The following is a 26,158-nucleotide window of genomic DNA, read 5'->3' on the forward strand; positions in this document are numbered from 1 at the left end:
TTCACGGCGGTCACTGCGGCAGCCCGGCTGCCAGCAGCTCGACGAAGCCGACGTTCTCGTTGGCGACGCCGAAGACCTCGGCGCGCCGCAGGGTGCGCTCGGCCCAGGCGCGGTGCGGCTTCACCTCGTTCATCTTGTTGGTGTAGGCCGAGCGCAGGACGCCGCCGCCGAGTCGCTCGGGCCGCAGGATGTCCTGGGCGTCGCTGTACTCCTCGTGGCTGACGACCGACAGCGCGTGCACGGGCATCACGTGCGAGGGGTGGATGCAGGTCTTGCCGAGCAGGCCGTTGGCGCGGTCGAGGGAGATCTCGCGCAGCAGCCCGTCCATGTCGTGCTCGATCAGCGTCTCGCGCAGTTCCTCGACGTGGCCCTCGAGGAAGGGGCTGCGGCGCAACTGCGGTTTGAACATGCGCTCCTGGACCCGGAAGTACTCCCAGACGGGCCCGGTCACCGTGAACCCGGTGCCGTCGGCGCGGCCGAGGACGTTGACGACGTCGGCGATCACGGAGGCGACGATCTGGACGTCGTAGGCGGTCATGTCGGGGGCCCGGCGCAGGCCGTACGAGGAGCAGAAGTCGGTGACGCCGAGGCGCAGCGCGAGGACGCGGTCGCGCCACTTGTCGACCGTGCGGAAGATGCCGTCCAGGGTCTCCCGGCGCGACTCCAGGTAGAGCAGGTCGGGCGACTCCAGGACGGGCATGGCGAACAGGCGCCGCCCGCTCGCCGTCTCGGCCGCGGTGAGCGCCTCCAGGAAGGGGACGCCGCGTTCCTCGGTGAACTTGGGCAGCACGAAGCCGGACAGCAGCCGGACGGCCGGGCCGAGCCGGGCGACCAGGTCCGGGATCTGCTCCGGGGCTCGGACGCGGACGAAGAGGAGCGGCAGTTCTGCGTCCCCGCCCGATGCGAGGTCGGTGAACTGCCGGACCAGGTTCTCCTCCGCGGGCACGACGTCCGCGTCGTCGATGGAGTCCTCCAGGCACAGCACCATGGAGACGACACCGCGGGCCGCCTGCTTGACCACGTCGTCGGCCAGGTGCGGGCGGGTAGCCGGACTGTAGAGGGTGGCGCCGAGGGCCGCCGCGAGAACGGGGGCCGGCGAGTCGGCGGTGAAGACGGCCGGCTCGCGATAGAAGAGACGCTTCCGCTCCTCAGGGGCGACGTGCCCGAAATGACGCATATGACTCCCCCGTGATGCAGGACTGCCCGGAAAGACGTGGCCGGTAATAGTACGTACAACTCCGTGTCATGGGTTCCCCTCAGGCATGAAGTTCAGGTAACTCGGCCATGTCGACGACCGTGCGGAGAACATGCGGACGGATGGCCCCCGCGTTGTCGTGACCAGGACGGAGAGGGCAGGATGACGGGCATGACGCACGCGATGCTGAAGGGGTCGAACGTACTGCTCGAGGCCACGGCGGTACGGGCGGTGCTGCGCTGGGCGCCGGGGCAGGGCGTGCCCGAGGTCGACGCCTCGGCGCTGCTGCTGGGTTCCGACGGTCGTGTGCGGTCCGACGAGGACTTCGTCTTCTACAACCAGCCCCGGCATCCGTCCGGGAAGGTCCGGCTGCTCGGGAAGAAACGGGAGACGGACGGGCTGACCGACACCATCCAGACGGACCTGGCGGGCGTCGAGCCGGGGGTGGGGCGGATCCTGCTGGTCGCCTCGGCGGACGACGTCACGTTCGACCGGGTGCGAGGGCTGCGGATCCTGCTGTACGACGCGGAGGTCTCCGAGGGGGAGCCGCTGGCGTACTTCGACGTGAAGCCGGAGACGGGCGCGGAGACGGCGCTGATCTGCGGGGAGCTGTACCGGCGAGGGGAGAACTGGAAGTTCCGGGCGCTGGGTGAGGGATACACCAACGGGCTGAAGGGCCTCGCGAACGACTTCGGCATCTCGGTGGACGAGTCGGAGGAGGCGGCGGCGTCGGGTCCCACGGCGGCGGCGTCGGGTCCCACGGCGGAGGCGCCGGTTTCCGCGCCCGAGGTGCCCGTTTCCGCGCCCGAGGTGCCGGTTTCCGCGTCGGAGGGGTCGGTGCCGTTGCCGCCGGAGCGGCCGGTGGGGGCGCCTGCGGCGTACGGGTATCCGGCGGAGGCGGGCACTGCGGCTGTGGCTGCGCCTGCGACTGCGTCGGCGCAGCCCGCGTACGGGTATCCGCAGCCGGCGTACGGGTATCCGCAGACTGCGCCGGTGCCCGCGTACGGGTATCCGCAGACGGCTGTGCCGGTGCCGGACCCCGACTTCAAGCTGCCGCCGCAGGGGCCGCAGTTCATCGGGCGCCAGGGGTAGACGCACGCACCCGGTGGCTTCGGTTGCCGGGGGTCGGCCCGCAACCGGGGCCCCCACGCCGTCAGGGCTCTGGAGGAGGCGCGAATGCCCGCAGCCGGGGCGGCTACGCCTTGGTCTTGTAGCCGCGGCCCCACTGCAGGCCCCAGCCGTACAGGCGGTCCAGCTCCGCCTGGAAGCCGTAGACGAACCTCACCTCTCGGCGGACGATGAGCTCGCCCTTGACGTTCTCGATGAGGACGACCGCGCAGGAGCGGGCCTGGGGGTGGCGTTCGTCGAGGCCGATCTCGATGCGGGGGCCGCTGCTCGGGTAGAGCGTGACGTGGGCGTGGGTACGGTCGAACGCCGGCGTCTGGTCGTAGATGTAGACGAAGATCAGCAGCCGCTTGAAGTCGTCCCGGTGGTCGAGGTTGACGAAGATCGTCTCACCGGATCCGGAGCCGAACCGGTCGTCGCCGCTCAGCTTGATGTACGGCGGGTCGTTGAGCTCCCCGTAGAAGCTGCCCAGCGGCTGCACCACGCCCTTCGTGCCGTCGCTCAGCTCGTACAGGCACCCCAGGTCGAGGTCGACGTTGACCATGCTCTGGGTGTGCGCCTGCACGACCTCGGGGGTGAAGAACCGCAGCGGGTTGCGGAGCAGGCTGCCGCGCTCGGGGCCGCCTATGTCGGACGTCCGCATGCGCCACGACAGGTTGATGCGCAGGTTGCCGCTCGCCGCGCCCTGCTTGGTGAGCGAGACCCGGTGGTGCCGCTTGGTCAGTTCGATCGCGTTGGTCGCCGCGCTGCCCGAGTCGAAATCCGTCGCCCGCGCGCGCCACACACCGTCCCAGAAACCCATGCCCGCCCCCTGCACCTACACGTCCCACCGGTTCCACAGCCGCGGGGCGGCCGCCGAGGACGCCTCCTCGCGACCGCCCCGCACAGAGCGTTCCTCACCCCGCGTCCCATCACACCCCGGACGAGACCTCAGTCTTCTCGTCCGAGGCCGTCGCTTTTCCCTCGGCCGCGGCGAGCGCTCGGTTGCGGCGCACGGAGGACCAGAAGGACGCTGCGATCAGGACGACACCGACGAGGCCGGTGACCACCTCGTTGATCTCGTACTGGATGGTGACGAGGAGGATCACGGCGAGCGCGCCGATCGCGTAGTGGGCGCCGTGCTCCAGGTAGACGTAGTCGTCGAGGGTGCCCTGGCGGACCAGGTAGACCGTCAGCGACCGCACGTACATCGCGCCGATGCCGAGGCCGAGCGCCATCAGGACGATGTCGTTGGTGATGGCGAACGCGCCGATCACGCCGTCGAAGGAGAAGGACGCGTCCAGGACCTCCAGGTAGAGGAACATGAAGAACGCGGCCTGGCCGGCCAGGAGCACCGCCGAGCGCGGCTTGCCGCTGCGGGCGGCCTCTTCCTCCTCCTCGTGCTCGCGCTCCTCCTCTTCCTCGAGCTTGTCCTCGAAGTAACCGGAGAGACCGCCGACGATCATGTAGGTGATCAGACCGGCGATACCCGAGATGAGCACCGTCTGCGCCTTGTCGACGTGCGCGCCGCCGTGCTGGTGGGCGTGGGCCGCGAAGGTCATGGAGGCGATCAGCAGGACGATCAGCGAGATGCAGACCGACAGCATGTCGACCTTGCCGAGCTTGGCGAGCGGACGCTCGATCCAGCGCAGCCACTGGATGTCCCGGTCCTCGAAGATGAAGTCGAGGAAGATCATCAGCAGGAACATACCGCCGAACGCCGCGATCGCCGGGTGGGCGTCGGTGACGAGCTGCTGGTACTGGTCCTTGTCCGTCAGCGCGAGGTTGACGGCGTCTATGGGGTTCTTCTTCGCGGTGACGGCGACGATGACGACGGGGAAGACCAGTCGCATGCCGAAGACCGCGATCAGCACGCCGACCGTGAGGAAGATCTTCTGCCAGAAGGCGTTCATCTTCTTCAGGATTCCGGCGTTGACCACCGCGTTGTCGAAGGACAGCGAGATCTCGAGGATGGAGAGGATCGCCACGATGCCGAAGGCGGTCCACCCCCCATAGAGGACCGCCAGGGCCAAGCCGACCGCGGTGACCACGAACGACCAGCCGAAGGTTTTCAGAAGCACTGGCTACCCAATCCGTATGTGTACGGGGCTACCCGTCGCCGTACCCGGCTTTACCCAACATTGACCACAGAGTCTAGAGGGGTCCCGGTCCAGACGGGACATGTGGTCAAGCCGGACCGGAACATCGCAGGTCCGGGAGGGCAAAGGCCTGGAGGCGCACCAAGCGGAGAGCCCCTTTACGAAACGTTCACTCCGAAGTCGAGAGCGATGCCGCGCAGGCCGGACGCGTACCCCTGACCCACGGCGCGGAACTTCCATTCGCCGCTGTGGCGGTAGACCTCGCCGAAGATCATGGCCGTTTCGGAGGAGGCGTCCTCGCTGAGGTCGTAGCGGGCGAGCTCCTGGCCGTCGGCCTGGTTGACGACACGGATGAAGGCGTTGCTGACCTGGCCGAACGTCTGACCGCGCTCGTCGGCGAGGTGGATGGAGACCGGGAAGACGATCTTGTCACACTGGGGCGGGACCTTGGAGAGGTCCACCAGGATGCTCTCGTCGTCGCCCTCACCCTCACCGGTGAGGTTGTCGCCGGTGTGTTCGACGGAGCCGTCGGGGCTCTTGAGCTGGTTGTAGAAGACGAACCACTCGTCACCGAGAACCCGACCGCCGCTGCACAGCAGTGCGCTGGCATCGAGGTCGAAGGGGGCCCCGGTGGTGGAGCGCGCGTCCCAGCCGAGCCCGATCATCACCTGCGTGAGATTCGGCGCGGCCTTGGACAGGGAGACGTTGCCTCCCTTGGCGAGCGTGACGCCCATGATCCTGATCCTCCCCGGTACGTGGTTGCCCCGGGGGCGAAAACCCCCGGTGGCCGGGGGCTGGTCCCCCGGTCGCGGGGGTTCCTCCCCCGGTGTCCGGGGTGGTGCCCCGGCGTTGAGGCCGGCCCCGGTGCCAGGGCTCGGCCCCGGTGCCAGGGCTTCACCCCGTTGCTTGGGCTCGGACCCACTGATGGGTCGGCCCCACTTGGGGGGTCGGCCCCGGCGATGGGGTCGATCCCGGCGATGGGGGCTTCTTCCCCGGCTGGTCGGGGGCCCCGGTGGTCCTGGTTTCTCCCCCGGTGGCCGAAGTGGAAACCTCGGCGGCCGGAGGCTTGGTGCCGCGCGGGCGGAGTCGTCGAGGCCGGGGGCACGCCGACGTTCCCCGAGGCGCACCCGGCCCTCCGCCCAGCTGACGGCTCCCCGCACCGTCCGCGCCGGACGGTGCGGAGGAGTCCGTGGGCTGGTGCGCTCGGCTCAGACGTTGACGCCGAAGTCCTGGGCGATGCCCCGCAGGCCCGAGGCGTAGCCCTGGCCGATGGCACGGAACTTCCACTCGGTGCCATGGCGGTACAGCTCGCCGAACACCATGGCGGTCTCCGTGGACGCGTCCTCGCTCAGGTCGTACCGCGCGATCTCCTGCTGGTTGGCCTGGTTCACCACGCGGATGAAGGCGTTGCGCACCTGGCCGAAGGACTGCTGTCGGTTCTCGGCGTCGTAGATCGAGACCGGGAAGACGATCTTGTCGACGTCGGCCGGCACTCCGGCGAGGTTGACCTTGATCACCTCGTCGTCGCCCTCGCCCTCACCCGTGAGGTTGTCACCCGTGTGCTCGACGGAGCCGTCTGGGCTCTTGAGGTTGTTGAAGAACACGAAGTGCTGGTCGCTGGCCACCTTGCCCGACGAGTTCAGCAGCAGAGCGCTGGCGTCCAGGTCGAAGTCGGTGCCGGTGGTGGTGCGGACGTCCCAGCCGAGTCCCACGAGGACCGCGGTCAGGCCGGGGGCCTCCTTGGTCAGCGATACGTTGCCGCCCTTGCTGAGGCTGACTCCCACGAGTCCCTCCAATGGTGTCCAGGGGCGGGGAGCCCCGTCGTGCGATGTACCGGATCAACGAGTCGATCCTAGTGACGGGTTCCCACACCCCACAGGCCTTGGAACCGAAGTAAGCCGAAGGGGCGCGCCCCTCGGGCGGACCCTTCGACACGGGATCACAGGGTGTCGAGCGCCTTCACGTACTCGTTCAGGTCACGCGCGTCCGGCAGGCCGTTGACGACGGTCCACCGCACGACGCCCTCCTTGTCGATGATGAAGGTCCCGCGCACCGCGCAACCCTTGTCCTCGTCGAAGACGCCGTAGGCGCGCGAAATGTTGCCGTGCGGCCAGAAGTCGGACAGCAGCGGGTACTCCAGGCCCTCCTGCTCGGCGAAGACGCGCAGGGTGTGGATGGAGTCGTTGGAGACGGCGAGCAGCTGGGTGTCGTCGTTGACGAACCTCGGCAGGTTGTCGCGCAGCGCGCACAGCTCGCCGGTGCACACCCCGGTGAAGGCGAACGGGTAGAAGAGCAGCACGACATTCTTCTGACCGCGGAAGTCGGAGAGCTTCACGGCCCTGCCGTGATTGTCCTTGAGCTCGAAGTCGGGGGCCTTGTCGCCGACCTGGATCGCCATGGTCCTGCTTCCCTTTCGACGGGACGGTTGAGGCAGGACCACCCTACGCAGCGACCGGGGCACGCTCACGGACGGGCTGGGCGAAACCAGCCCGTCCTGGGGGTGCCCCCTGCTCGAAGAGCTTGGGGGAGATTGAGGACGAGGCCGCTTGGGCCGATGGGGGTCTGGGGGCGCAGCCCCCAGCTGCGGCCACCCAGACGGGGGCACCGCTCAGCGCACGGCACCCCGGCGGAGCGTCACCGCTTGGACTTCGCGGCCTTCGGCGTCACCAGACGCGAGCCGCTCCAGTCCTTGCCCACACTGACGCTCTTGGACGCCGACAGACCCGCCGTCGTCGCGGCCTCCGAGATGTCGCTGGGCTCCACATAGCCCGTTCGGCCGGTCTTCGGCGTGAGGAGCAGGATCGAGCCGCCTTCTTCGACGTACGTGGTGGCGTCCACCAGCGCATCCGTCAGGTCGCCGTCCTCGTCGCGGAACCACAGCACCACGGCATCGGCAACGTCGTCGTAGTCCTCGTCCACGAGCTCGCTGCCGACAACTTCCTCGATGGCCTCGCGAAGCTCCTGGTCGACATCGTCGTCGTAGCCGATCTCCTGGACCACCTGCTCGGGCTGGAACCCCAGCCTCACGGCAGGGTTCGTCCGCTCCTCCGCGTGGTCCGCGGTCGCGCTCACGGGTTGCCTCCTGATCATGTGTTGGTGAGTATCTCAGCCACGCGCGTACGCGAAGCATTGGCCGTAGTCCACACGGGCGGGGCGGATCGCGCAAGTACCCGGCGGTTCAGACCGCCGAAACGGTGACGATCCCGGCCGTGTCGCCGCAACTCCAGGCACCGTATCGCGCCGCGAGGTGACCTACACCACACCGTTCTGCCCGGTTTGCGCATTCCGGAATCATCCGCGGGTACGAGTCCCGAATGACTTTGCGGGGCGCGTCACGGCCTGGGCGTATCGTTGCGTTTTGATCGGGCCCGCCCCTGAACATCCGGTCCGCCGCCGTGGTTACCTCGCGGTAGAGATGACGTTTCGCTTCCCCGAGGTACACGATGGGGACCGGTGCAGGCACAGGAAAAAGTGGCCCTCTGACAGGTAAGGAACAGCGTGGCTTCCGGATCCGATCGCAATCCGATCATCATTGGCGGCCTTCCGAGTCAGGTTCCTGACTTCGATCCCGAGGAAACCCAGGAGTGGCTCGACTCGCTCGACGCCGCCGTGGACCAGCGCGGCCGCGAGCGGGCCCGCTACCTGATGCTCCGTCTGATCGAGCGGGCCCGTGAGCGGCGCGTGGCCGTGCCCGAGATGCGCAGCACGGACTACGTCAACACCATCGCGACCAAGGACGAGCCGTTCTTCCCCGGCAACGAGGAGATCGAGCGCAAGATCCTCAACGCCACCCGGTGGAACGCCGCCGTCATGGTCTCTCGCGCCCAGCGCCCGGGCATCGGGGTCGGCGGCCACATCGCCACCTTCGCCTCCTCCGCCTCGCTGTACGACGTGGGCTTCAACCACTTCTTCCGCGGCAAGGACGAGGGCGACGGCGGCGACCAGGTCTTCTTCCAGGGGCACGCCTCCCCGGGCATCTACGCCCGCGCGTACCTCCTGGACCGGCTCACCGAGCAGCACCTGGACGGCTTCCGCCAGGAGAAGTCCAAGTCCCCGTACGGCCTCTCCAGCTACCCGCACCCGCGCTCGATGCCGGACTTCTGGGAGTTCCCGACGGTCTCCATGGGCCTCGGCCCGATCGGCGCGATCTACCAGGCGCGGATGAACCGCTACATGGAGGCGCGCGGCATCGCCGACACCTCCAAGTCGCACGTGTGGGCGTTCCTGGGCGACGGCGAGATGGACGAGCCCGAGTCGCTCGGACAGCTGAGCATCGCCGCCCGCGAGGGCCTCGACAACCTGACCTTCGTCGTCAACTGCAACCTGCAGCGCCTGGACGGCCCGGTGCGGGGCAACGGCAAGATCATCCAGGAGCTGGAGTCGGTCTTCCGTGGCGCCGGCTGGAACGTGATCAAGCTCATCTGGGACCGCTCCTGGGACCCGCTGCTGGCCCAGGACCGGGACGGCGTGCTGGTCAACAAGATGAACACGACGCCCGACGGCCAGTTCCAGACGTACGCCACCGAGTCCGGCGCGTACATCCGCGAGCACTTCTTCGGCGACGACCTGCGGCTGCGCGCGATGGTCGAGAACATGACCGACGACCAGATCCTGCACCTGGGCCGCGGCGGTCACGACCACCGCAAGATCTACGCCGCGTTCTCCGCGGCGAAGGCCCACAAGGGCCAGCCGACGGTGATCCTTGCCAAGACGATCAAGGGCTGGACGCTGGGACCGAACTTCGAGGGCCGCAACGCCACCCACCAGATGAAGAAGCTGACGGTCACCGACCTCAAGCACTTCCGGGACCGCCTGCACCTGCCGATCTCCGACAAGGAGCTGGAGTCCGGCGCGCCGCCGTACTACCACCCGGGCCGGGACTCGGAGGAGATCCAGTACATGCACGACATGCGCAAGGCGTGCGGCGGGTACGTCCCGACGCGCGTCGTGCGGTCGAAACCGCTGGCGCTGCCGGACGACAAGACGTACGCGACTGTGAAGAAGGGCTCCGGTCAGCAGTCCATCGCCACGACCATGGCGTTCGTACGACTGCTGAAGGACCTCATGCGGGACAAGGAGCTCGGCAGGCGGTTCGTGCTGATCGCGCCCGACGAGTACCGCACCTTCGGCATGGACTCGTTCTTCCCGAGCGCGAAGATCTACAACCCGCTCGGTCAGCAGTACGAGGCCGTGGACCGGGACCTGCTGCTCGCCTACAAGGAGTCGCCGACCGGCCAGATGCTGCACGACGGCATCTCCGAGGCGGGCTGCACGGCGTCGCTGATCGCGGCGGGTTCGGCGTACGCCACGCACGGCGAGCCGCTCATCCCGGTGTACGTCTTCTACTCGATGTTCGGTTTCCAGCGCACCGGCGACCAGTTCTGGCAGATGGCCGACCAGCTGGCGCGCGGTTTCGTCCTCGGCGCGACCGCCGGACGTACGACGCTGACCGGTGAGGGCCTGCAGCACGCGGACGGCCACTCGCAGCTGCTCGCCTCCACCAACCCGGCGTGCGTGGCCTACGACCCGGCGTTCGCCTTCGAGATCGCCTACATCGTCCAGGACGGTCTGCGCCGGATGTACGGCTCCTCGCCCGAGCACCCGCACGGCGAGGACGTCTTCTACTACCTCACCGTCTACAACGAGCCGATCCAGCACCCGGCCGAGCCGGCGAACGTGGACGTCGAGGGCATCCTCAAGGGCATCCACCGCTTCAGCGAGGGCACGGCGGGCAGCGTCCCGGCGCAGATCATGGCCTCGGGCGTCGCTCTGCCCTGGGCGATCGAGGCGCAGAAGCTCCTCGCCGAGGAGTGGGACGTGAAGGCCGACGTCTGGTCGGCGACCTCCTGGAACGAGCTGCGGCGCGAGGCGGTGGCGTGCGAGGAGCACAACCTGCTGCACCCGGAGGAGGAGCAGCGCGTCCCGTACGTGACGCGGAAGCTCAGCGCTGCGGAGGGGCCGTTCGTGGCGGTGTCCGACTGGATGCGGTCGGTGCCGGACCAGATCGCGCGCTGGGTGCCGGGGACGTACCAGTCGCTGGGCGCGGACGGCTTCGGCTTCGCCGACACGCGCGGTGCGGCGCGCCGCTTCTTCCACATCGACGCGCAGTCCGTCGTCGTGGCGGTGCTCGCGGAGCTGGCGAAGGAGGGGAAGGTCGACCGCTCGGTGCTGAAGCAGGCCATCGACCGGTACCAGTTGCTGGATGTGACGGCGGCGGACCCGGGCGCGGCGGGTGGCGACGCGTGATGTCACGCCGCGCTCGGCTTGAGCGGCAGCGGCGGTGACGGTCGAAGGGCGGCGGGGCCCGGGTCCCGCCGCCCTTCGTCGTCATATGTCTTTACGTTCTTTACGATGCGGGCATGAACGAGCAGTCGGCGCAGGCCCGTTGGGAGTACCACACCCAGCGCCCCCTGCTGGCGCTGGCGGTCCTGTTCGGCGTCGCGTACGCGGTGCCGATCGTGGACAGCGGGGCGAGCCGGGCAGTGGCGACCGCCTGCGCGGTGGCGGAGTGGGCGGTGTGGGCGGCGTTCGCCGCCGACTACCTGGTGCGGCTGGCGCTGTCCGGGCAGCGGCGTGAGTTCGTACGGACCCACTGGCTGGACCTGTGCGCGGTGATCCTGCCGATGCTGCAGCCGCTCAGACTGCTGCGGATGGTGGCCACGCTGATACTCGTGGGGCGGCGGGCGCGGATGGCCTCGCAGATCCGGCTGACGACGTATGTCGGCGGAGCGGTGATCGGGCTGCTGATGTTCGGGTCGCTGGCCGTGCTGTCGGTGGAGCGGGAGTCGCCGCGCGGGAACATCAGGACGCTGGGCGACGCGGTGTGGTGGTCGTTCACGACGATGACGACCGTCGGGTACGGGGATCACGCGCCGACCACCGGGCTGGGGCGGATGATCGCCGTCGGGCTGATGCTGTCGGGCATAGCCCTGCTGGGTGTGGTGACCGCGAACATCGCCGCGTGGTTCATCGCCCGGTTCGAGAAGGACGACGTCGAGGAACGGCGTCAGACCGCGGCGATCGAGGCGCTGACGGAGGAGGTGCGGGCGCTTCGCGCGGAGGTCGCCTCGCTGGCGCGGGAGCGGGAGGGGCAGCGGGGTTAGCCCGGAACGCACCCGGTGCCGGGGGAGGTCACGGCTGCCCGCAGCTGCGCTACGCCAACCCCGGTGTCCCGCCCGCCAGCCACACGATCGCCAGGAGCGTGTCGATCGCTCCCAGGACCACGGCCACCAGGGCCGGCACCGAACGGTTTCCCGTCCAGGTGCGGCCCATGGCCAGCCAGCCGCAGACGACCGCGACCGGGCCCAGGATGATGCCGAGGGCGAAGAAGCCCGCGATCGCACAGATGACTCCGACGATCCCGAGCGTCGCGCGATCCGGCCCGCTCCGGGACCACATCCGGCTCCGTGAGCGGGGGTACCTGCGCGTGCCGTGTCCGAAGCCCGCCATCATCAACTCCCTGAACTCAGCCGTCGGTTCGGGCTGATGTGCGGGTACCCCCGTTGCGCGTTTCAGTCCTGCCGATGCGCTGCCCCCCTCCAGCAGCGCACCGCAGGACGTGACCCACTGTGACCCGCGGCACGCGCCCGGCGGGAGGGATCTTGAGCGCCTTCACCCTGATGAGCGAACTTGCCCTCCGGCGGCGTCAGATGTGCGCGGCGCCCGCACCCGCCTCCGCGTTCTCCCCGCGCCTGGTGAGCAGCGCGACCAGTACGGCCACGGCCGCGACCCCGGCCGCGACGAGGGAGGCGAGGCTCATCCCGGAGATGAACGTGTCGTGCGCGACGGAGGTGATCTTCGCGGCGAACGCCTCCGGCGTCCCCTTCGGCACCGGGGCGACACCGACCTGCACCGCCTCGGAGGCCTGGTCCAGCTGGGCCTGGCTGAGCGGCGGGAGCCCCGCGTCCTTCCAGTTGCCGGGCAGGTCGTGGTCCACCTTGGAGGCCATCACGGCGCCCAGCACCGCCGTACCGAGGCTGCCGCCGATCTGCATGGCGGCCTGCTGGAGACCGCCGGCCACACCGGACAGCTCCATGGCCGCGTTGCCGACGATGACCTCGGTGGCACCGACCATCACGGGCGCCAGACCGAGGCCCAGGAGGGCGAACCACAGCGACATGACGGCGCTCCCCGTGCCCGCATCGAGCGTGGACATGCCGTACATGGCGACGGTGGTGGCGGCCATGCCGCCGGCGAGCGGGATGCGCGGGCCCAGCTTGGTGATCAGCGCGCCCGCGAGCGGGGAGCCGACGATCATCATGCCGGTCAGCGGCAGGAGGTGCAGGCCGGCGTCGATCGGGCTCATCCCGTGGACGTTCTGCAGGTAGAAGGTGACGAAGAACAGGCCGCCCATGAAGGCGATCGCCATCAGGACCATCAGGACGACACCCGCGGACAGCGGCACCGAGCGGAACAGCGACAGCGGGATCAGCGGCTCCTTCACCTTCGTCTCCCAGACGGAGAAGAGGGCGAAGCCCAGCACGGACGCTCCGATGAACAGCCAGGTCTTCGCGTCGCCCCAGCCCCACGTCGGGGCCTTGATCAGTGCCCAGACCAGGCAGAACATGGCGCCGGACAGCAGCGCGATGCCGAGGACGTCGAAGGAGCGCGGCGCGTTCTCGGCGCGGTGGTCGGTCAGGATCAGCAGGCCCAGGACCAGGGCGAGGGCGCCGACCGGAACGTTGATGAAGAACACCGACTGCCAGTTGACGTGCTCGACGAGGACGCCGCCGAGGATCGGGCCGCCGGCGGTGGAGGCGCCGATGACCATGCCCCAGATGCCGATCGCCATGTTCAGCTTCTCGGCCGGGAAGGTGGCCCGCAGCAGGCCGAGCGCGGCCGGCATCAGCAGCGCGCCGAACAGGCCCTGGAAGACGCGGAAGGTGACGACCGCGGCGATGCTGTGCGACAGGCCGATCGCGCCCGACGCGGCGGCGAAGCCGGTCACGCCGATGAGGAAGGTCTGCCGGTGGCCGAAGCGGTCGCCGAGCTTGCCGGCGGTGATCAGGGACACCGCGAGGGCGAGGAAGTAGCCGTTGGTGATCCACTGGACATCGGCGAAGCTGGCGCCCAGGTCCTTCTGGATGGCCGGGTTGGCGATGGCCACGATGGTGCCGTCCAGGGCCACCATCATGACCCCCACGGCAACGGTGATCAGGGTGAACCACGGGTGCCCGCGCAGCCCCCTGTCCGGCGCGGGGTCCGACGGGGCTGCCGGCGCCTTGTCCCCCGGCCCTGTCGTGTCGACGGTCTGACTAGTCATGCGTTCGAGGCTAGTGACAGCCACTGACAATTGACAAACCAGTTCACAAGTCGGTAGCTGTCACGCCACTCCCGGATAGTGTGAACGGGACTGATGAACGGAATGAGGACTGATGGAAACGGCGTCGCGGCCGGGTCTGCGTGAGCGCAAGAAGCAGCGCACCCGGGACGCTCTGTTGCGTGCCGCCCTGGAGCTGTTCACCACCCGGGGGTACGAGGAGACGACCGTCGACGACATCGCCGAGGCCGTGGACGTCTCGCAGCGCACCTTCTTCCGGTACTTCGCCGGCAAGGAGGACGTCGTCTTCTTCGCCCAGTCCGTCGCGGAGGAGCACTTCGTCGACCTCCTGCGCGGACGGCCGCTCGACGAGGCCCCGCTGGAGGCGCTGCGGCAGGCGGTGCTGGAGGGCTGGGACGGCATCGGCGAGGCCATCGAGCGGATCGTCCCGGTGGAACTCCACATGCGCACCTACCGGTTGATCGAGTCGACACCCTCCCTGTTCGCCACCCATCTGCGCCGCTCGGCGGAGCTGGAGGAGGAGATCGCCCGGATCATCGCCGACCGTGAGGGACTCGACGTGGACACGGACCCGCGGCCGCGTGTCGCGGTGGCCGTGTTCGGCGGGGTGATCCGGGTCACGGAACGCCTGTGGTGCGCGGGAGGCGACACCAGCGTGGACGCGATCCGCGAGCTGACGGCCTCGTATCTCGACGCCCTCCGCCCCGCGTTGGCGGACAAGTGGCGCACGGAGTGACGACGTACGCATACCGCAGGAACTGATTGTGTGTCGGCCCCGCAGGCGTCAAGTGAATTCCGGGCGCGCCCCGAGGCAGCAGCGGCCGGGCGGGTGACCTCTCGGTGACAGCGTGTGCCAAGTGACGTGCGCCTCATCGACTTAGCGTGACGATCGAACGCAAGGCCTACCCGTTTTGCCCTAATTGGCATATGAGAAACGTGAGACGCGTCACTCGGTTAACGCGAGACCCTCTCGTTCTCCTAGTGTGTCCTCCCAGTGACTTCCTTCGACACCTCCCCGCAACTCAACGTCTGGCGCGCACTGCTCGCGCTGGCCGTGGTCTTCGTGATGCTCGCGACGACCGGCTGGACCGCCGTGCGCAGCCACCGTGGCGCGACGCCCCTCGAGGCGTCGCGTTCTGCGTGGGAGCACGGCACGATCACCGGGCACAGGCTGCCGGACCCCGGTGACTCCCCGGCCCACCTCGCCCGCTTCTTCTCCTCGCTCAGCGCCCACCAGCGTGCCCGGCTCGCCCACCGTTACCCGCTCGCGGTCGGCAACATGAACGGGGCGCCGGTGGGCCTGCGTTACGAGGCCAACCGCATCGCCCTCGACCAGCAGCGGAGGGTCGAGCGCGCCCGGATGCACGACGACCGGCTGTCGTCGGTGGGCCAGCAGGAGGCGGGCCGCCTCATGCACCGCTTCGAGGCGCTGATGCAGCAGGACCGGCAGATCCTCGCCTTCGACCCGGACGGTTCGGGCCGCATCGCGGAGGTCTTCGGCGACCTGGACTCCGCCCGGCGGGTCTCGGTCGTCGTGCCCGGCGTCGACACCGACCTGCTCACCTTCCAGCGCACCGTCCGCCCGTACTCGGCCCCGGTCGGCATGGCCCAGTCGCTGTACGCGGCGGAGCGTGCGGCGAGCCCCGGGACCCGTACGGCCGTGATCGCATGGGCCGACTACACCTCGCCCAGCGGCCTCGGCATGGAGGCGGCGACCGCGATGCGCGCCGAGGTGGGCGCCGTCCGGCTGAACGCCTTGCTGCGCGCCCTGCCCGGCCGCTCGCCCGTCCAGCTGTACTGCCACAGCTACGGCTCGGTGCTGTGCGGGATCGCCGCGCGCACGCTGCCCGCACGGGTGTCCGACATAACGGTGGCGGGCAGCCCCGGCATGCGCACCGAGTCGGCCACCGGGCTGCACACCACGGCCCGGGTGTGGGCCATGCGGGACGCCGACGACTGGATCCAGGACGTGCCGTACCTGGAGGTCGGGGGCCTCGGCCACGGCGCCGACCCGGTCTCCCGCGGCTTCGGCGCGAGGGTGCTGTCCGCACAGGGGGCGCAGGGGCACGCCGGCTACTTCGCGCCGGGCACCGAGAGCCTGCGCAACTTCGCCGAGATCGGCGTCGGGGCGTACGACGCGGTGCACTGCGCACACGACGATGACGCGTGCCGGGCGGATCTGCCCGGCACGACGCCGGTCGGACGCGCGTAGAAGACCAGGAATTGCGGTCTGCTCGGGGAGCGACGGAGGAGCGCGTGCCGCATACGATGAGCCGCATGGGTGACGTACTGGCCGGATTTCATGCCGTCTGGGAGTTCGAGTCCGACTCCGTGCTCATCCGCTTCGAACGGGGGATCCGCACACCGAAGCTGTTCCAGGCGCTCGGGCAGCGCCGTATACCCCTGGAGGCGATCGCTGGGGTCGCACTGAGCCCGGGCAGACGCGGGACCGTGGTCCTGCACGCGGTGCCGAGACCCGGCGCCGACCCGCTGATGGAGGCGGCGGACGGACAGCTCAAGGAGTCCTCCGACCCCTACCGGCTGGTCCTGCCCGCCGCCCGGGAGACCCTGGCCGAGTCCTACGCGGACGAGCTGCGCGCCCGTATCGGCGGGGACGACACTCCGGCCGAGCGGTTCCTGGTCGCGCCGCCCGAGGCGCCGCTGCAGTTCAAGGCATACGACGGGAAGGCGTCCTTCGACGGCAAGGCGGTGTCCTTCCGCTGGTTCTGGACGGGCGCGTCCTCGGCCAAGTGGAAGGCCGGCGACCAGAGTTTCCCGGTCACCGGCCTCAGCGGGGTGGAGTGGCGGTCGCCCGAGGTGTTCGACGGCTACCTGCGGTTGCTGCGCCGAGATGCGGGTGGCCTGCCGCCGGCTCAGCCGGACCAGGACCCGGCGGCTGTGGTGTTCGGGCTCGGCTACGGCCCGGTGCACGAGTCGTTGCCGTTCGCCGCGGCGGTGCTGGCCGCGGTGCGCGGCGCGGGCACCGCCCCGGTCGCGGTGCCCGCCCCCGGCGGGACCCGGCGGACATCGCCGAGCGGATTCGCCACCTCGGGGAGCTGCACGAGGCGGGGCTCGTCACGGACGAGGAGTTCTGCGTGAAGAAGGCGGAGTTGCTGGCGGAGCTTTAGCCCCGCCCGGTGCGGGGCGACTTCCCTGCCGGGTGCGGGCCCGCACGATGTCGCAGGCCCGCGCCCCTGTCGGGGCGTACCACTCCGGCCCTTGCGATGCGCCTACTCCCGCCCCACCGACGTGAAGCTCATGTCCGGGTAGCGGTCGCCCGCCACCTTGGCCGCGATCGGCTCCAGCAGGGACAGTTCCTCCTCCGTCAGGACGATGCGTGCGGCCTCCACGTTCTCCTCGATGCGGTGGCGCTTGGTCGTACCCGGGATGGGGACCACCGCGAGGCCGCGCACCGTGGCCTGCTGCTGCACCCAGGCCAGCGCGATCTGCGCCGGCGAAGCGCCGTGGGCCTTCGCGACGGACCGGATCGGTTCGAGGAGCGCCACGTTGGCGGCCGCGTTCTCGCCCGTGAAACGGGGCATCGTACGGCGGAAGTCCTGGTCCGTGAGGTCCGTCTCCGCGTTCGAGAAGGAGCCCGTGAGGAAGCCTCGGCCGAGCGGCGAGTACGGCACCAGGGCCACGCCCAGCTCCTTGGCGGCCGGCACCACATGGGCCTCGATGTCACGGCTGAACAGCGACCACTCCGACTGAACGGCGGCGATCGGGTGGACGGCCTGGGCCGCCCGGAGTTCGTCGGCGGTGACCTCGCTCAGCCCCAGGTGCTTGACCTTGCCCTCGCGCACCAGCTCCGCCATCGTGCCGACGGACTCCTCGATCGGGACGTTCACGTCCCGGCGGTGCATGTAATAGAGGTCGATCACGTCGACGTCCAGGCGCTTCAGGCTCGCCTCGACGCACTGACGGATGTACGGCGGGTCGTTGCGGACGACCCGCTTGAACGGGTCGTCGGGCGAGGTCGAGATCGCGAACTTGGTGGCGATGACGACCTCGTCCCGGTGCGCCTTGAAGAACGGCGACAGGAACCTCTCGTTCTCCCCCGCGCCGTACATGTCCGCCGTGTCGTACAGGGTGACGCCGAGCTCCAGCGCCCGCTCCAGGGTGGCACGCGACTCCTCGGCGTCCGCGGGGCCGTACGCGAAGCTCATGCCCATGCAGCCGAGGCCCTGCACACCCACCTCGGGGCCGTCGTCGCCGAGCCGCACCTGCGTGATCCTGCTGTCCGTCATCGGGGCCTCTCCGACGCCAGGGCGCGCCCGGCGTCCGCGTAGAAATCGATCTTCCGGTTGAGCACCGCGAGCGTGTCCTGCAGCTCCGCGATCCGGGCGAGCACGTCCCGGCGGGTCGCCTCCAGGAGTTCGTAGCGCTCGGCGTACGTGTGGTCTCCGGCGCGGACCAGCTCGGCGTAGCGCACCATGTCGGCGACGGGCATGCCGGTGAGCCGGAGCTTGCCGACGAGATCGAGCCAGTCGAGGTCGGCGTTGCAGTAGCGGCGCTGCCCGGTGTGCGAGCGGTCCACGTCGGGCATCAGCCCGATCCGCTCGTACCAGCGCAGGGTGTGCGCCGTCAGGCCGGTGAAGGCGACGACCTCGCTGATCGTGTAACTGTCCTGTCCATCGGGGCGGGGGTGCCGCCCGGGCGGCACGCCGCAGATGTCGGTCCCGTTTTCGGCCGCCTCGGCCAAGGTCTCGATCACCGTCATGGCCTCCACGCTAGGGCCTTCGAGTGCACTCCAAGCAAGCGGAATGCGATGAAAATGGCGAGACCCGGACGACGGGCTGTGACTAGCGTGCGGGACATGAGTCTCGTACGCCGGGCCGTGCCCGAGGACGCCGACGAAGTGCTGCGCCTGCGCCAGGTGATGATCGACTCGGTCTTCTCGACCGGCTCCTCCTCCGCCTCCTCCGCCTCGTCCACAAAGTGGCACGAGGAGTCCCTGCCGACCCTGCGCGGCCGACTCGCCGATCCGGACGGCGGCTTCGCGGCGTTCGTCGTGGACCATCCGGAGCGGCCGGGGGCGCTGGCGGCGCTGGTGGCCGGGACGATCGAGTACCGGATCGGGCGGGCGGGCAATCCGCACGGGCGGGTGGGGCACGTCTTCAGCGTCGCCACCGATCCGGACGCGCGCCGCCGCGGCTATGCCCGCGCCTGCATGGAGGAGCTGCTGGGCTGGTTCCGGGAGCAGGGAGTCCCCCAGGTCGACCTGAACGCGTCCGCCGAGGCGGAGCCGCTGTACGCGTCGCTGGGCTTCGTGCGCAAGCCTGACCCCTCGATGCGGTTGCAGCTGTGAGCCGCTTAGGCTCGGGAGCATGCCCCTGCAGAGCCTGGCACTGATCGAGAACTGGCCCGTTCCCACCGCCGCCGCGGCGGTCGTCCGCGCGGACGGCACCGTCCTCGGTACGCACGGTCCGGTCGACCACCGCTTCCCGCTGGCCTCGGTCACCAAGCCGCTCGCCGCGTACGCGGTGCTCGTCGCATACGAGGAGGGTGCGATCGAGCTGGACGAGCCCGCCGGGCCGTCCGGCGCGACGGTGCGCCATCTGCTCGCGCACACCTCCGGGCTGGCCTTCGACGAGCACCGGGTGACGTCGGCGCCCGGGGAGCGGCGGCTGTACTCGAACGCGGGGTTCGAGGTGCTGGGCGACCATGTGGCGAAGGCGACGGACATCCCGTTCGCCGAGTACGCCCGGCAGGCGGTGCTGGAGCCGCTCGGCATGACGTCCACGACCCTCGACGGCTCCCCGGCGAAGGACGGCGTCTCGACGGTGGCGGACCTGGCACGGTTCGCGGCGGAGGTGCAGTCGCCGCGGCTGCTGGATCCCCGCACGGTGGCGGAGGCGATGACGGTGCAGTACCCCGGGACGAAGGGGGTGCTGCCCGGGTACGGGCACCAGAACCCGAACGACTGGGGGTTGGGGTTCGAGATCCGCGACTCGAAGTCGCCGCACTGGACGGGGAGTTCTTCCTCGCCGAGGACCTTCGGGCACTTCGGGCAGTCGGGGACGTTCCTGTGGATCGACCCGGACGCGGGGGTGGCGTGCGCGGCCCTCACGGACCGGGCGTTCGGACCCTGGGCGATCGAGGTGTGGACGCCGTTCACGGATGCGGTGCTGGCGGAGCTGCGCGGCTGACCGGTCGGGAGCGGCGCTCGGTCGCGAATCCCCAGGCCACCGTCAGCACGGCGGCGCCCAGACCGAACGCGGCGACGAGAGCGTTCATCCAGGTGTGGACGCCGCTGCCCGAATACGTCGTGCCGTCGTCCAGGACGCAGTCGGAGCCCGACGGCAGGTGGGACGGACGGTGTCCGACGAGGTGCTCGCGGACGTCCCGCGGGACGTCGCGGCAGGAGGGGGAGGGGGTCGAGTCCGCGCCGGACTCGGATTCGTGCGCCGCCTAGTCGACCGCGCCGAGCCCGATCAGGTAGAGGCCGACAGCTGCGACCGCCGCCATGACGGCGCACCAGCGCAACAGGTCCAGGGCCCAGTCCGGACGGCGTCCGGGGAGTGCGGCGAAGAGCTTTCGGCAACGCCCGCCATGAGCCGGACGGGGCTCGCCGACAGGGCGGGCAGTGCCAGCGGGACGAGCACGGGTCGGTCACCTTCCCTGAGTGTGCGTGCGGAGGCGTCGCACTGCTAGGGAGTCATTTCCCACACCAGCAGTTCCGCCCCCGTCACCGCCACCGCCTCCAGGTCCTTGGCGTCCGTGATCCGCACCGCGTCCCCCGGCCCCAACTCCTCACCGTCCAGTCGCACTTCACCGCGCACCACGTGCACGTACAGGTACGGCGCATCCGGCACCGCCGTCCGCTCCCCCGCGCCCAGGCGCCGTACATGGAGCATCGCGCCCGCCTCCGGCACCGCGTACGGGGTGGAGTCGGCGATGCCGTGGACGACCTCGTAGACCGGGTCGCCGCCGGGTGTCAGGGGGGACAGCCACATCTGGACGAAGACCAGGGGGCTCTCACCGTCGTTGCGTTCGACGTGACGGACGCCCGCCCCCGCGCTCAGGCGCTGGACGTCGCCGGGGCGGATCACCGACGTGCGGCCCGTGGAGTCGCGGTGGGTCAGTTCGCCCTCCACCACCCACGTGACGATCTCCGTGTGGCTGTGCGGATGCTCGTCGAAGCCGGCGCCCGGTGCGAGCCGCTCCTCGTTGCAGGCGATCACCGCGCCGAAGCGGAGGTTGTCCGGGTCGTAGTGCGGGCCGAAGCTGAAGGCGTGCAGGGACTCGATCCCGGCCGCCGGGTCCCCTCCGCGGTAGCGCTCGCCGGTGCGCCGTACGTCCATCACAGCCCCACCGTAGCCCCGTACATCCCGCGCTCAGGGACCCCCGCCACACGGTCCCGTCCCGATAAGGCAGTCTTGTCCCCGTGCCCGAACCCGAAGCCCGCCTCACCGAGCCCGCACCGCATTCCATCCATCCGCACGCCGCGACCCTGAAGCGGCTGGAGAAATCGTCCGGAAGCCTCGCCGCGCAGGCCATCGCGCGCATGGACGAGACGCTGCCCTGGTACCGGGCGATGCCTCCGGAGAACCGTTCCTGGATCGGGCTGGTGGCTCAGGCGGGTATCGCCGCGTTCACCGAGTGGTTCCGGCACCCGGACGCCCCGCAGGCCATCTCCACCGATGTGTTCGGCACCGCGCCGCGCGAGCTGACCAGGGCGATCACCCTGCGGCAGACCGTGGAGATGGTGCGCACCACCATCGAGGTCATGGAGTCCGCCATCGACGAGGTGGCCGCCCCCGGCGACGAGTCCGTGCTGCGCGAGGCGCTCCTCGTGTACGCGCGAGAGATCGCCTTCGCCACCGCGCAGGTCTACGCCCAGGCCGCCGAGGCCCGCGGCGCCTGGGACGCGCGGCTCGAGTCGCTCGTCGTGAACGCCGTGCTCAGCGGGGAGGCCGACGAGGGGGCCGTCAGCCGGGCCGCCGCACTTGGCTGGAACTCGCCTGAACATGTGTGCGTGGTGCTCGGTACGGCACCCGACGGTGACAGCGAGTTGACGGTGGAGGCCATTCGACGGGCTGCCCGGCACGCCAAGTTGCAGGTCCTCACCGGGGTGCTCGGGGACCGGCTCGTGGTCATCGCCGGCGGCAGTGACAATCCGCTCGCCGTCGCCAAGTCGCTGATCGGGCCGTTCGCCGCCGGGCCGGTCGTCGCCGGGCCGATCGTGCCCGATCTGCTCGCCGCGACCCGGTCCGCGCAGGCCGCGGCCGCGGGCCTGAAGGCGTGTTCCGCCTGGCAGGACGCGCCGCGCCCGGTCCTGGCGGACGATCTGCTGCCGGAGCGCGCGATCGCAGGCGATCCGGGTGCGCGCGAGCAACTGGTGGAGGAGATCTACAGACCGCTGGAGGAGGCGGGCTCGGCGCTGCTGGAAACGCTCAGCGTGTACCTGGAGCAGGCGTCCAGTCTCGAGGGCGCCGCACGCATGCTCTTCGTTCACCCGAACACCGTCCGCTACCGGCTCCGACGTGTGACTGACGTCACCGGTTGGTCACCCTCTGATGTACGCTCCGCGTTCACGTTGCGGATCGCACTGATCCTGGGGCGTCTGGCCGAGGGTGATCCCCAGACCTAGTCTTTTGTCGGGGGCCCACAAAACCCCCTGCGGTTCTTCGTCCTTGTCCCCACGGGCGGCCCCGGCCGTCCCCAAGAGAGAGTGTGAGAGTGCTCGTACTCGTCGCTCCCGGCCAGGGCGCCCAGACGCCCGGCTTCCTGACCTCCTGGCTCGACCTCCCCGGCGCCGCCGACCGCGTCGGCGCCTGGTCGGAGGCCATCGGACTGGACCTCGTCCACTACGGCACGCAGGCCGACGCCGAGGCCATCCGGGACACCGCCGTGGCCCAGCCCCTGCTGGTGGCCGCCGGGCTGCTGTCCGCGGCGGCACTCGGTATCGGCACATCTACCGCTGACGCGGCGGGCATTCCCGGCGCCGTCGCCGGGCACAGCGTCGGCGAGATCACCGCAGCGGCCTTCGCGGGCGTCCTCGGCGACACCGCCGCGCTGACCCTGGTCCGCAAGCGGGGCCTGGCCATGGCGGACGCCGCCGCGATCACGCCCACCGGCATGTCGGCCCTGCTCGGCGGCGACCCCGAGACGACGATCCCGCACCTGGACAAGCTGGGCCTGACGCCGGCGAACGTGAACGGCGCCGGGCAGATCGTGGCCGCCGGCACCCTGGAGCAGCTCGCCGCCCTGGAGGCGGACAAGCCGGAGGGTGTGCGCCGGGTCGTTCCGCTGAAGGTGGCCGGCGCCTTCCACACCCACCACATGGCCCCCGCGGTCGACGCCCTCGCGCACGCCGCCGAGGCGCTGACGCCCGACGACCCGAAGGTCACCTACGTCTCCAACAAGGACGGGCAGACCGTCGAGACCGGTGCCGAGGTGCTCAAGCGCCTGGTCGGCCAGGTCGCCAACCCGGTCCGCTGGGACCTGTGCATGGAGACCTTCGAGAAGCTGGGCGCGACCGCGCTGATCGAGGTGTGCCCCGGCGGCACCCTCACCGGCATCGCCAAGCGCGCGCTGCCGGGCGTCAAGACCCTCGCCCTGAAGACCCCCGACGACCTCGACGCTGCTCGCGAACTCATCGCCGAGCACAGCGCCTGATCAGGAGAGCGAGAGCATGTCGAAGATCAAGGCACGCAAAGGCGCCCCCTACGCGCGCATCCTCGGCGTCGGCGGGTACCGTCCGGTCCGGGTGGTGCCGAACGAGGTGATCCTGGAGAAGATCGACTCCTCCGACGAGTGGATCCGCTCCCGCTCCGGCATCGAGACCCGGCACTGGGCGAACGACGAGGAGACCGTCGCCGCGATGTCGATCGAGGCGGCCGGCAAGGCGATCGCCGACGCGGGGATCGCCGCCGACCAGATCGGCGCGGTCGTCGTCTCCACCGTCTCCCACTTCAGCCAGACCCCGGCCGTCGCCACCGAGATCGCCGACAAGCTCGGCACGAACAAGGCCGCCGCCTTCGACATCTCGGCGGGCTGCGCGGGCTTCGGCTACGGCCTCACGCTCGCCAAGGGCATGGTCGTCGAGGGCTCCGCGGAGTACGTCCTCGTCATCGGCGTGGAGCGGCTGTCGGACCTGACGGACCTGGAGGACCGGGCCACCGCCTTCCTGTTCGGTGACGGTGCCGGCGCGGTCGTCGTGGGTCCCTCCGAGGAGCCGCACATCGGTCCGACCGTGTGGGGTTCGGAGGGCGACAAGTCCGAGACGATCAAGCAGACGGTGCCGTGGAACGCCTTCCGGCTCGGCGACGTCTCCCAGCTCCCCGTGGACAGCGAGGGCAACGTCAAGTTCCCCGCGATCACGCAGGAGGGCCAGGCGGTGTTCCGCTGGGCCGTGTTCGAGATGGCGAAGGTCGCCCAGCAGGCGCTGGACGCGGCCGGGATCACCTCGGACGACCTGGACGTCTTCATCCCGCACCAGGCCAATGTGCGGATCATCGACTCGATGGTGAAGACTCTCAAGCTGCCGGAGCATGTCACGGTCGCCCGTGACATCCGCACCACCGGCAACACCTCGGCCGCCTCGATCCCGCTCGCGATGGAGCGGCTCCTGGCGACCGGCGAGGCGAAGAGCGGCGACACCGCGCTCGTCATCGGCTTCGGGGCGGGTCTCGTCTACGCCGCCACGGTCGTTACCCTCCCCTAGGCACTCCGTGCCGGATCATGCGGTCCGGTGCGGAAACTGCACCACCTGCCGCTGACGCGGCGGGCGCCACACCCTGATGGATATCTACGAAGGAGCGCCTGACATGGCCGCCACTCAGGAAGAGATCGTCGCCGGTCTCGCCGAGATCGTGAACGAGATCGCCGGGATCCCCACCGAGGACGTCCAGCTGGACAAGTCCTTCACCGACGACCTGGACGTCGACTCGCTGTCGATGGTCGAGGTCGTCGTCGCCGCCGAGGAGCGCTTCGACGTCAAGATCCCCGACGACGACGTCAAGAACCTCAAGACGGTCGGTGACGCCGCCGAGTACATCCTCAAGCACCAGGCCTGATCGACCGATCACCTGGGCAGACAGCCAGGCGCCGGGCCAGTGGTCCGGTCGCCGGGCCGTTGCCCCGCCACCCGGCGGTGGCGCCGCTGAATCCTCGTATCCGTTGGAGAAAGAATTCCCGTGAGCTCGACCAATCGCACCGTGGTCGTCACCGGTATCGGCGCAACCACACCGCTGGGTGGCGACGCGGCCTCTACCTGGGAGGGCCTGATCGCCGGCAAGTCCGGTGTCGGACCCCTGGAGCAGGAGTGGGCCGCCGAGCAGGCGGTCCGCATCGCCGCGCAGATCGCCGTGGAGCCGTCCGAGGTCATCCCGCGGCCCCAGGCCCGCCGTCTGGACCGTTCGGCGCAGTTCGCGCTGATCGCGGCCAAGGAGGCCTGGGCTGACGCCGGTTTCACCGCTACGGCGGGCGAGGACGCAAGCGTCGACCCCGACCGGCTCGGCGCGGTCATCGCCTCCGGCATCGGCGGTGTGACGACCCTCCTCGACCAGTACGACGTGCTGAAGGAGAAGGGCGTCCGCCGTGTCTCCCCGCACACCGTGCCGATGCTGATGCCGAACGGCCCGTCCGCCAACGTGGGCCTGCTCGTCGGCGCCCGCGCCGGTGTGCACACCCCGGTCTCCGCCTGCGCTTCGGGGGCCGAGGCCATCGGCTACGCCATCGAGATGATCCGCACCGGCCGCGCCGACGTAGTCGTCGCCGGCGGTACGGAGGCGGCGATCCACCCGCTGCCCATCGCCGCGTTCGGCAACATGATGGCGATGTCCAAGAACAACGACGACCCGCAGGGGGCCTCGCGTCCCTACGACGTCGACCGTGACGGCTTCGTCCTCGGTGAGGGCGCGGGCGTCCTGGTCCTGGAGTCCGCCGAGCACGCCGCCAAGCGCGGCGCCCGCGTCTACGCGGAGGCGGTCGGCCAGGGCATCTCCGCCGACGGCCACGACATCGTGCAGCCCGAGCCCGAGGGCCGCGGCATCTCGCACGCCCTGCACAACCTGCTGGACAACAGCGACCTCGACCCGGCGGAGATCGTGCACGTCAACGCGCACGCCACCTCGACGCCGGCCGGTGACATCGCCGAACTGAAGGCGCTGCGGAAGGTGTTCGGGGACCACGCGGACCACATGGCGGTCTCCGCGACCAAGTCGATGACCGGTCACCTTCTCGGTGGTGCGGGCGGCGTGGAGTCGGTGGCGACCGTGCTCGCGCTGTACAACCGGGTGGCGCCGCCGACGATCAACGTGCAGAACATCGACCCGGAGGCCGAGGCCAACGCGGACGTCGTCCGCGGGGAGGCCCGGAAGCTGCGGGCCGAGGGCCGGATCGCCGCGCTGAACGACTCGTTCGGGTTCGGCGGCCACAACGTGGTGCTGGCGTTCCGGACGGTCTGATCAGCACCGCGACTACACATGCACGACTACACGTGAGGGGCCTCCACCGGCTGGTGGGGGCCCCTCA

Annotated in this window: 24 protein-coding genes and 1 pseudogene; 13 read left to right on the forward strand and 12 right to left on the reverse strand. The window is 70.0% G+C overall.

Annotated features, from left to right (window positions below):
• Positions 1-10 precede the first annotated feature (10 nt).
• Positions 11-1,177 (reverse strand): HpcH/HpaI aldolase/citrate lyase family protein, encoded by a 1,167-nt coding sequence (locus tag N8I84_RS13140; RefSeq protein WP_263229704.1) that lies wholly within the window; start codon positions 1,175-1,177, stop codon positions 11-13.
• A 189-nt stretch (positions 1,178-1,366) separates the two neighbouring features.
• On the opposite strand from N8I84_RS13140, the gene N8I84_RS13145 reads away from it, so the two are divergent.
• Positions 1,367-2,287: a TerD family protein gene (locus tag N8I84_RS13145; RefSeq protein WP_263229705.1), complete on the forward strand. Its 921-nt coding sequence runs from the start codon at positions 1,367-1,369 to the stop codon at positions 2,285-2,287.
• A 103-nt stretch (positions 2,288-2,390) separates the two neighbouring features.
• Here N8I84_RS13145 and N8I84_RS13150 read toward each other — a convergent pair whose 3' ends face one another.
• From N8I84_RS13150 to N8I84_RS13175, 6 genes are all read right to left on the reverse strand, one after another.
• Positions 2,391-3,122, reverse strand: a complete 732-nt coding sequence (locus N8I84_RS13150; protein WP_263229706.1) for a TerD family protein — start codon at positions 3,120-3,122, stop codon at positions 2,391-2,393.
• A gap of 109 nt (positions 3,123-3,231) precedes the next feature.
• Positions 3,232-4,380, reverse strand: a complete 1,149-nt coding sequence (locus N8I84_RS13155; RefSeq protein WP_200417181.1) for a DUF475 domain-containing protein — start codon at positions 4,378-4,380, stop codon at positions 3,232-3,234.
• A 176-nt stretch (positions 4,381-4,556) separates the two neighbouring features.
• Positions 4,557-5,132 (reverse strand): TerD family protein, encoded by a 576-nt coding sequence (locus N8I84_RS13160; protein WP_263229707.1) that lies wholly within the window; start codon positions 5,130-5,132, stop codon positions 4,557-4,559.
• Positions 5,133-5,606: 474 nt separating this feature from the next.
• Positions 5,607-6,182 carry a TerD family protein gene (locus N8I84_RS13165; protein WP_200417183.1) on the reverse strand — a complete coding sequence of 192 codons (576 nt, stop codon included), beginning with the start codon at positions 6,180-6,182 and terminating at the stop codon, positions 5,607-5,609.
• A 155-nt stretch (positions 6,183-6,337) separates the two neighbouring features.
• Complete coding sequence (locus tag N8I84_RS13170) at positions 6,338-6,796, reverse strand: peroxiredoxin (protein WP_263229708.1); 459 nt, start codon at positions 6,794-6,796, stop codon at positions 6,338-6,340.
• Positions 6,797-7,032: 236 nt separating this feature from the next.
• Positions 7,033-7,470, reverse strand: coding sequence for a DUF3052 domain-containing protein (locus N8I84_RS13175; protein ID WP_200417185.1), 438 nt, complete (start codon positions 7,468-7,470; stop codon positions 7,033-7,035).
• Between the two features lie 426 nt (positions 7,471-7,896).
• On the opposite strand from N8I84_RS13175, the gene aceE reads away from it, so the two are divergent.
• Positions 7,897-10,644, forward strand: a complete 2,748-nt coding sequence (gene aceE / locus N8I84_RS13180; protein ID WP_263229709.1) for a pyruvate dehydrogenase (acetyl-transferring), homodimeric type — start codon at positions 7,897-7,899, stop codon at positions 10,642-10,644.
• 113 nt (positions 10,645-10,757) lie between these two features.
• Positions 10,758-11,501: a potassium channel family protein gene (locus N8I84_RS13185; RefSeq protein ID WP_263229710.1), complete on the forward strand. Its 744-nt coding sequence runs from the start codon at positions 10,758-10,760 to the stop codon at positions 11,499-11,501.
• 49 nt (positions 11,502-11,550) lie between these two features.
• Here N8I84_RS13185 and N8I84_RS13190 read toward each other — a convergent pair whose 3' ends face one another.
• Together N8I84_RS13190 and N8I84_RS13195 are read right to left on the reverse strand one after the other, a co-directional pair.
• Positions 11,551-11,850 carry a small hydrophobic protein gene (locus N8I84_RS13190; RefSeq protein WP_263229711.1) on the reverse strand — a complete coding sequence of 100 codons (300 nt, stop codon included), beginning with the start codon at positions 11,848-11,850 and terminating at the stop codon, positions 11,551-11,553.
• A gap of 193 nt (positions 11,851-12,043) precedes the next feature.
• Positions 12,044-13,660 carry an MFS transporter gene (locus N8I84_RS13195; protein ID WP_263229712.1) on the reverse strand — a complete coding sequence of 539 codons (1,617 nt, stop codon included), beginning with the start codon at positions 13,658-13,660 and terminating at the stop codon, positions 12,044-12,046.
• Positions 13,661-13,772: 112 nt separating this feature from the next.
• Here N8I84_RS13195 and N8I84_RS13200 point away from each other — a divergent pair, with 112 nt between their 5' ends.
• The 3 genes and pseudogenes from N8I84_RS13200 (at position 13,773) to N8I84_RS13210 (ending at position 16,806) form a co-directional block, all read left to right on the forward strand.
• A complete protein-coding gene (locus N8I84_RS13200) occupies positions 13,773-14,414 on the forward strand; it encodes a TetR family transcriptional regulator (RefSeq protein ID WP_263229713.1) in 642 nt (213 codons plus the stop codon).
• Between the two features lie 258 nt (positions 14,415-14,672).
• Positions 14,673-15,890 (forward strand): alpha/beta hydrolase family protein, encoded by a 1,218-nt coding sequence (locus N8I84_RS13205; protein WP_263229714.1) that lies wholly within the window; start codon positions 14,673-14,675, stop codon positions 15,888-15,890.
• Positions 15,891-15,955: 65 nt separating this feature from the next.
• A pseudogene (locus N8I84_RS13210) lies at positions 15,956-16,806 on the forward strand (DUF4429 domain-containing protein).
• Positions 16,807-16,908: 102 nt separating this feature from the next.
• On the opposite strand, the gene N8I84_RS13215 reads toward N8I84_RS13210, so the two are convergent.
• The gene (locus tag N8I84_RS13215) at positions 16,909-17,925 is read right to left on the reverse strand and encodes an aldo/keto reductase (protein WP_263229715.1); all 1,017 of its coding nucleotides are present in this window, start codon (positions 17,923-17,925) and stop codon (positions 16,909-16,911) included.
• On the reverse strand, positions 17,922-18,398 hold the full coding sequence (locus tag N8I84_RS13220) for a MerR family transcriptional regulator (RefSeq protein WP_263229716.1): 477 nt from the start codon (positions 18,396-18,398) through the stop codon (positions 17,922-17,924). The genes N8I84_RS13215 and N8I84_RS13220 overlap by 4 nt, the downstream gene beginning before the upstream one ends.
• 96 nt (positions 18,399-18,494) lie before the next feature.
• Here N8I84_RS13220 and N8I84_RS13225 point away from each other — a divergent pair, with 96 nt between their 5' ends.
• Together N8I84_RS13225 and N8I84_RS13230 are read left to right on the forward strand one after the other, a co-directional pair.
• Entirely contained in the window at positions 18,495-18,986 is a 492-nt protein-coding gene (locus tag N8I84_RS13225; RefSeq protein ID WP_263229717.1) for a GNAT family N-acetyltransferase, read from the forward strand.
• 19 nt (positions 18,987-19,005) lie between these two features.
• Complete coding sequence (locus N8I84_RS13230) at positions 19,006-19,827, forward strand: serine hydrolase domain-containing protein (protein WP_263229718.1); 822 nt, start codon at positions 19,006-19,008, stop codon at positions 19,825-19,827.
• Between the two features lie 501 nt (positions 19,828-20,328).
• Here N8I84_RS13230 and N8I84_RS13235 read toward each other — a convergent pair.
• Positions 20,329-20,985 (reverse strand): pirin family protein, encoded by a 657-nt coding sequence (locus N8I84_RS13235; RefSeq protein ID WP_263229719.1) that lies wholly within the window; start codon positions 20,983-20,985, stop codon positions 20,329-20,331.
• Positions 20,986-21,065: 80 nt separating this feature from the next.
• Between N8I84_RS13235 and fasR the strand changes: the two genes are divergently transcribed.
• The 5 genes from fasR (at position 21,066) to fabF (ending at position 26,091) form a co-directional block, all read left to right on the forward strand.
• Positions 21,066-22,271, forward strand: coding sequence for a fatty acid biosynthesis transcriptional regulator FasR (gene fasR, locus N8I84_RS13240; protein ID WP_200417197.1), 1,206 nt, complete (start codon positions 21,066-21,068; stop codon positions 22,269-22,271).
• A gap of 89 nt (positions 22,272-22,360) precedes the next feature.
• Positions 22,361-23,299 carry an ACP S-malonyltransferase gene (locus N8I84_RS13245; protein WP_263229720.1) on the forward strand — a complete coding sequence of 313 codons (939 nt, stop codon included), beginning with the start codon at positions 22,361-22,363 and terminating at the stop codon, positions 23,297-23,299.
• A 16-nt stretch (positions 23,300-23,315) separates the two neighbouring features.
• Positions 23,316-24,347 carry a ketoacyl-ACP synthase III gene (locus N8I84_RS13250; RefSeq protein ID WP_263229721.1) on the forward strand — a complete coding sequence of 344 codons (1,032 nt, stop codon included), beginning with the start codon at positions 23,316-23,318 and terminating at the stop codon, positions 24,345-24,347.
• 103 nt (positions 24,348-24,450) lie between these two features.
• Positions 24,451-24,699: an acyl carrier protein gene (locus N8I84_RS13255; RefSeq protein ID WP_043440034.1), complete on the forward strand. Its 249-nt coding sequence runs from the start codon at positions 24,451-24,453 to the stop codon at positions 24,697-24,699.
• 120 nt (positions 24,700-24,819) lie between these two features.
• Positions 24,820-26,091 carry a beta-ketoacyl-ACP synthase II gene (fabF, locus tag N8I84_RS13260; RefSeq protein WP_263229723.1) on the forward strand — a complete coding sequence of 424 codons (1,272 nt, stop codon included), beginning with the start codon at positions 24,820-24,822 and terminating at the stop codon, positions 26,089-26,091.
• The last annotated feature ends 67 nt before the right edge of the window (positions 26,092-26,158 follow it).

The sequence above is a fragment of the Streptomyces cynarae genome (genome assembly GCF_025642135.1).
Taxonomy (GTDB): Bacteria; Actinomycetota; Actinomycetes; order Streptomycetales; family Streptomycetaceae; genus Streptomyces; species Streptomyces cynarae.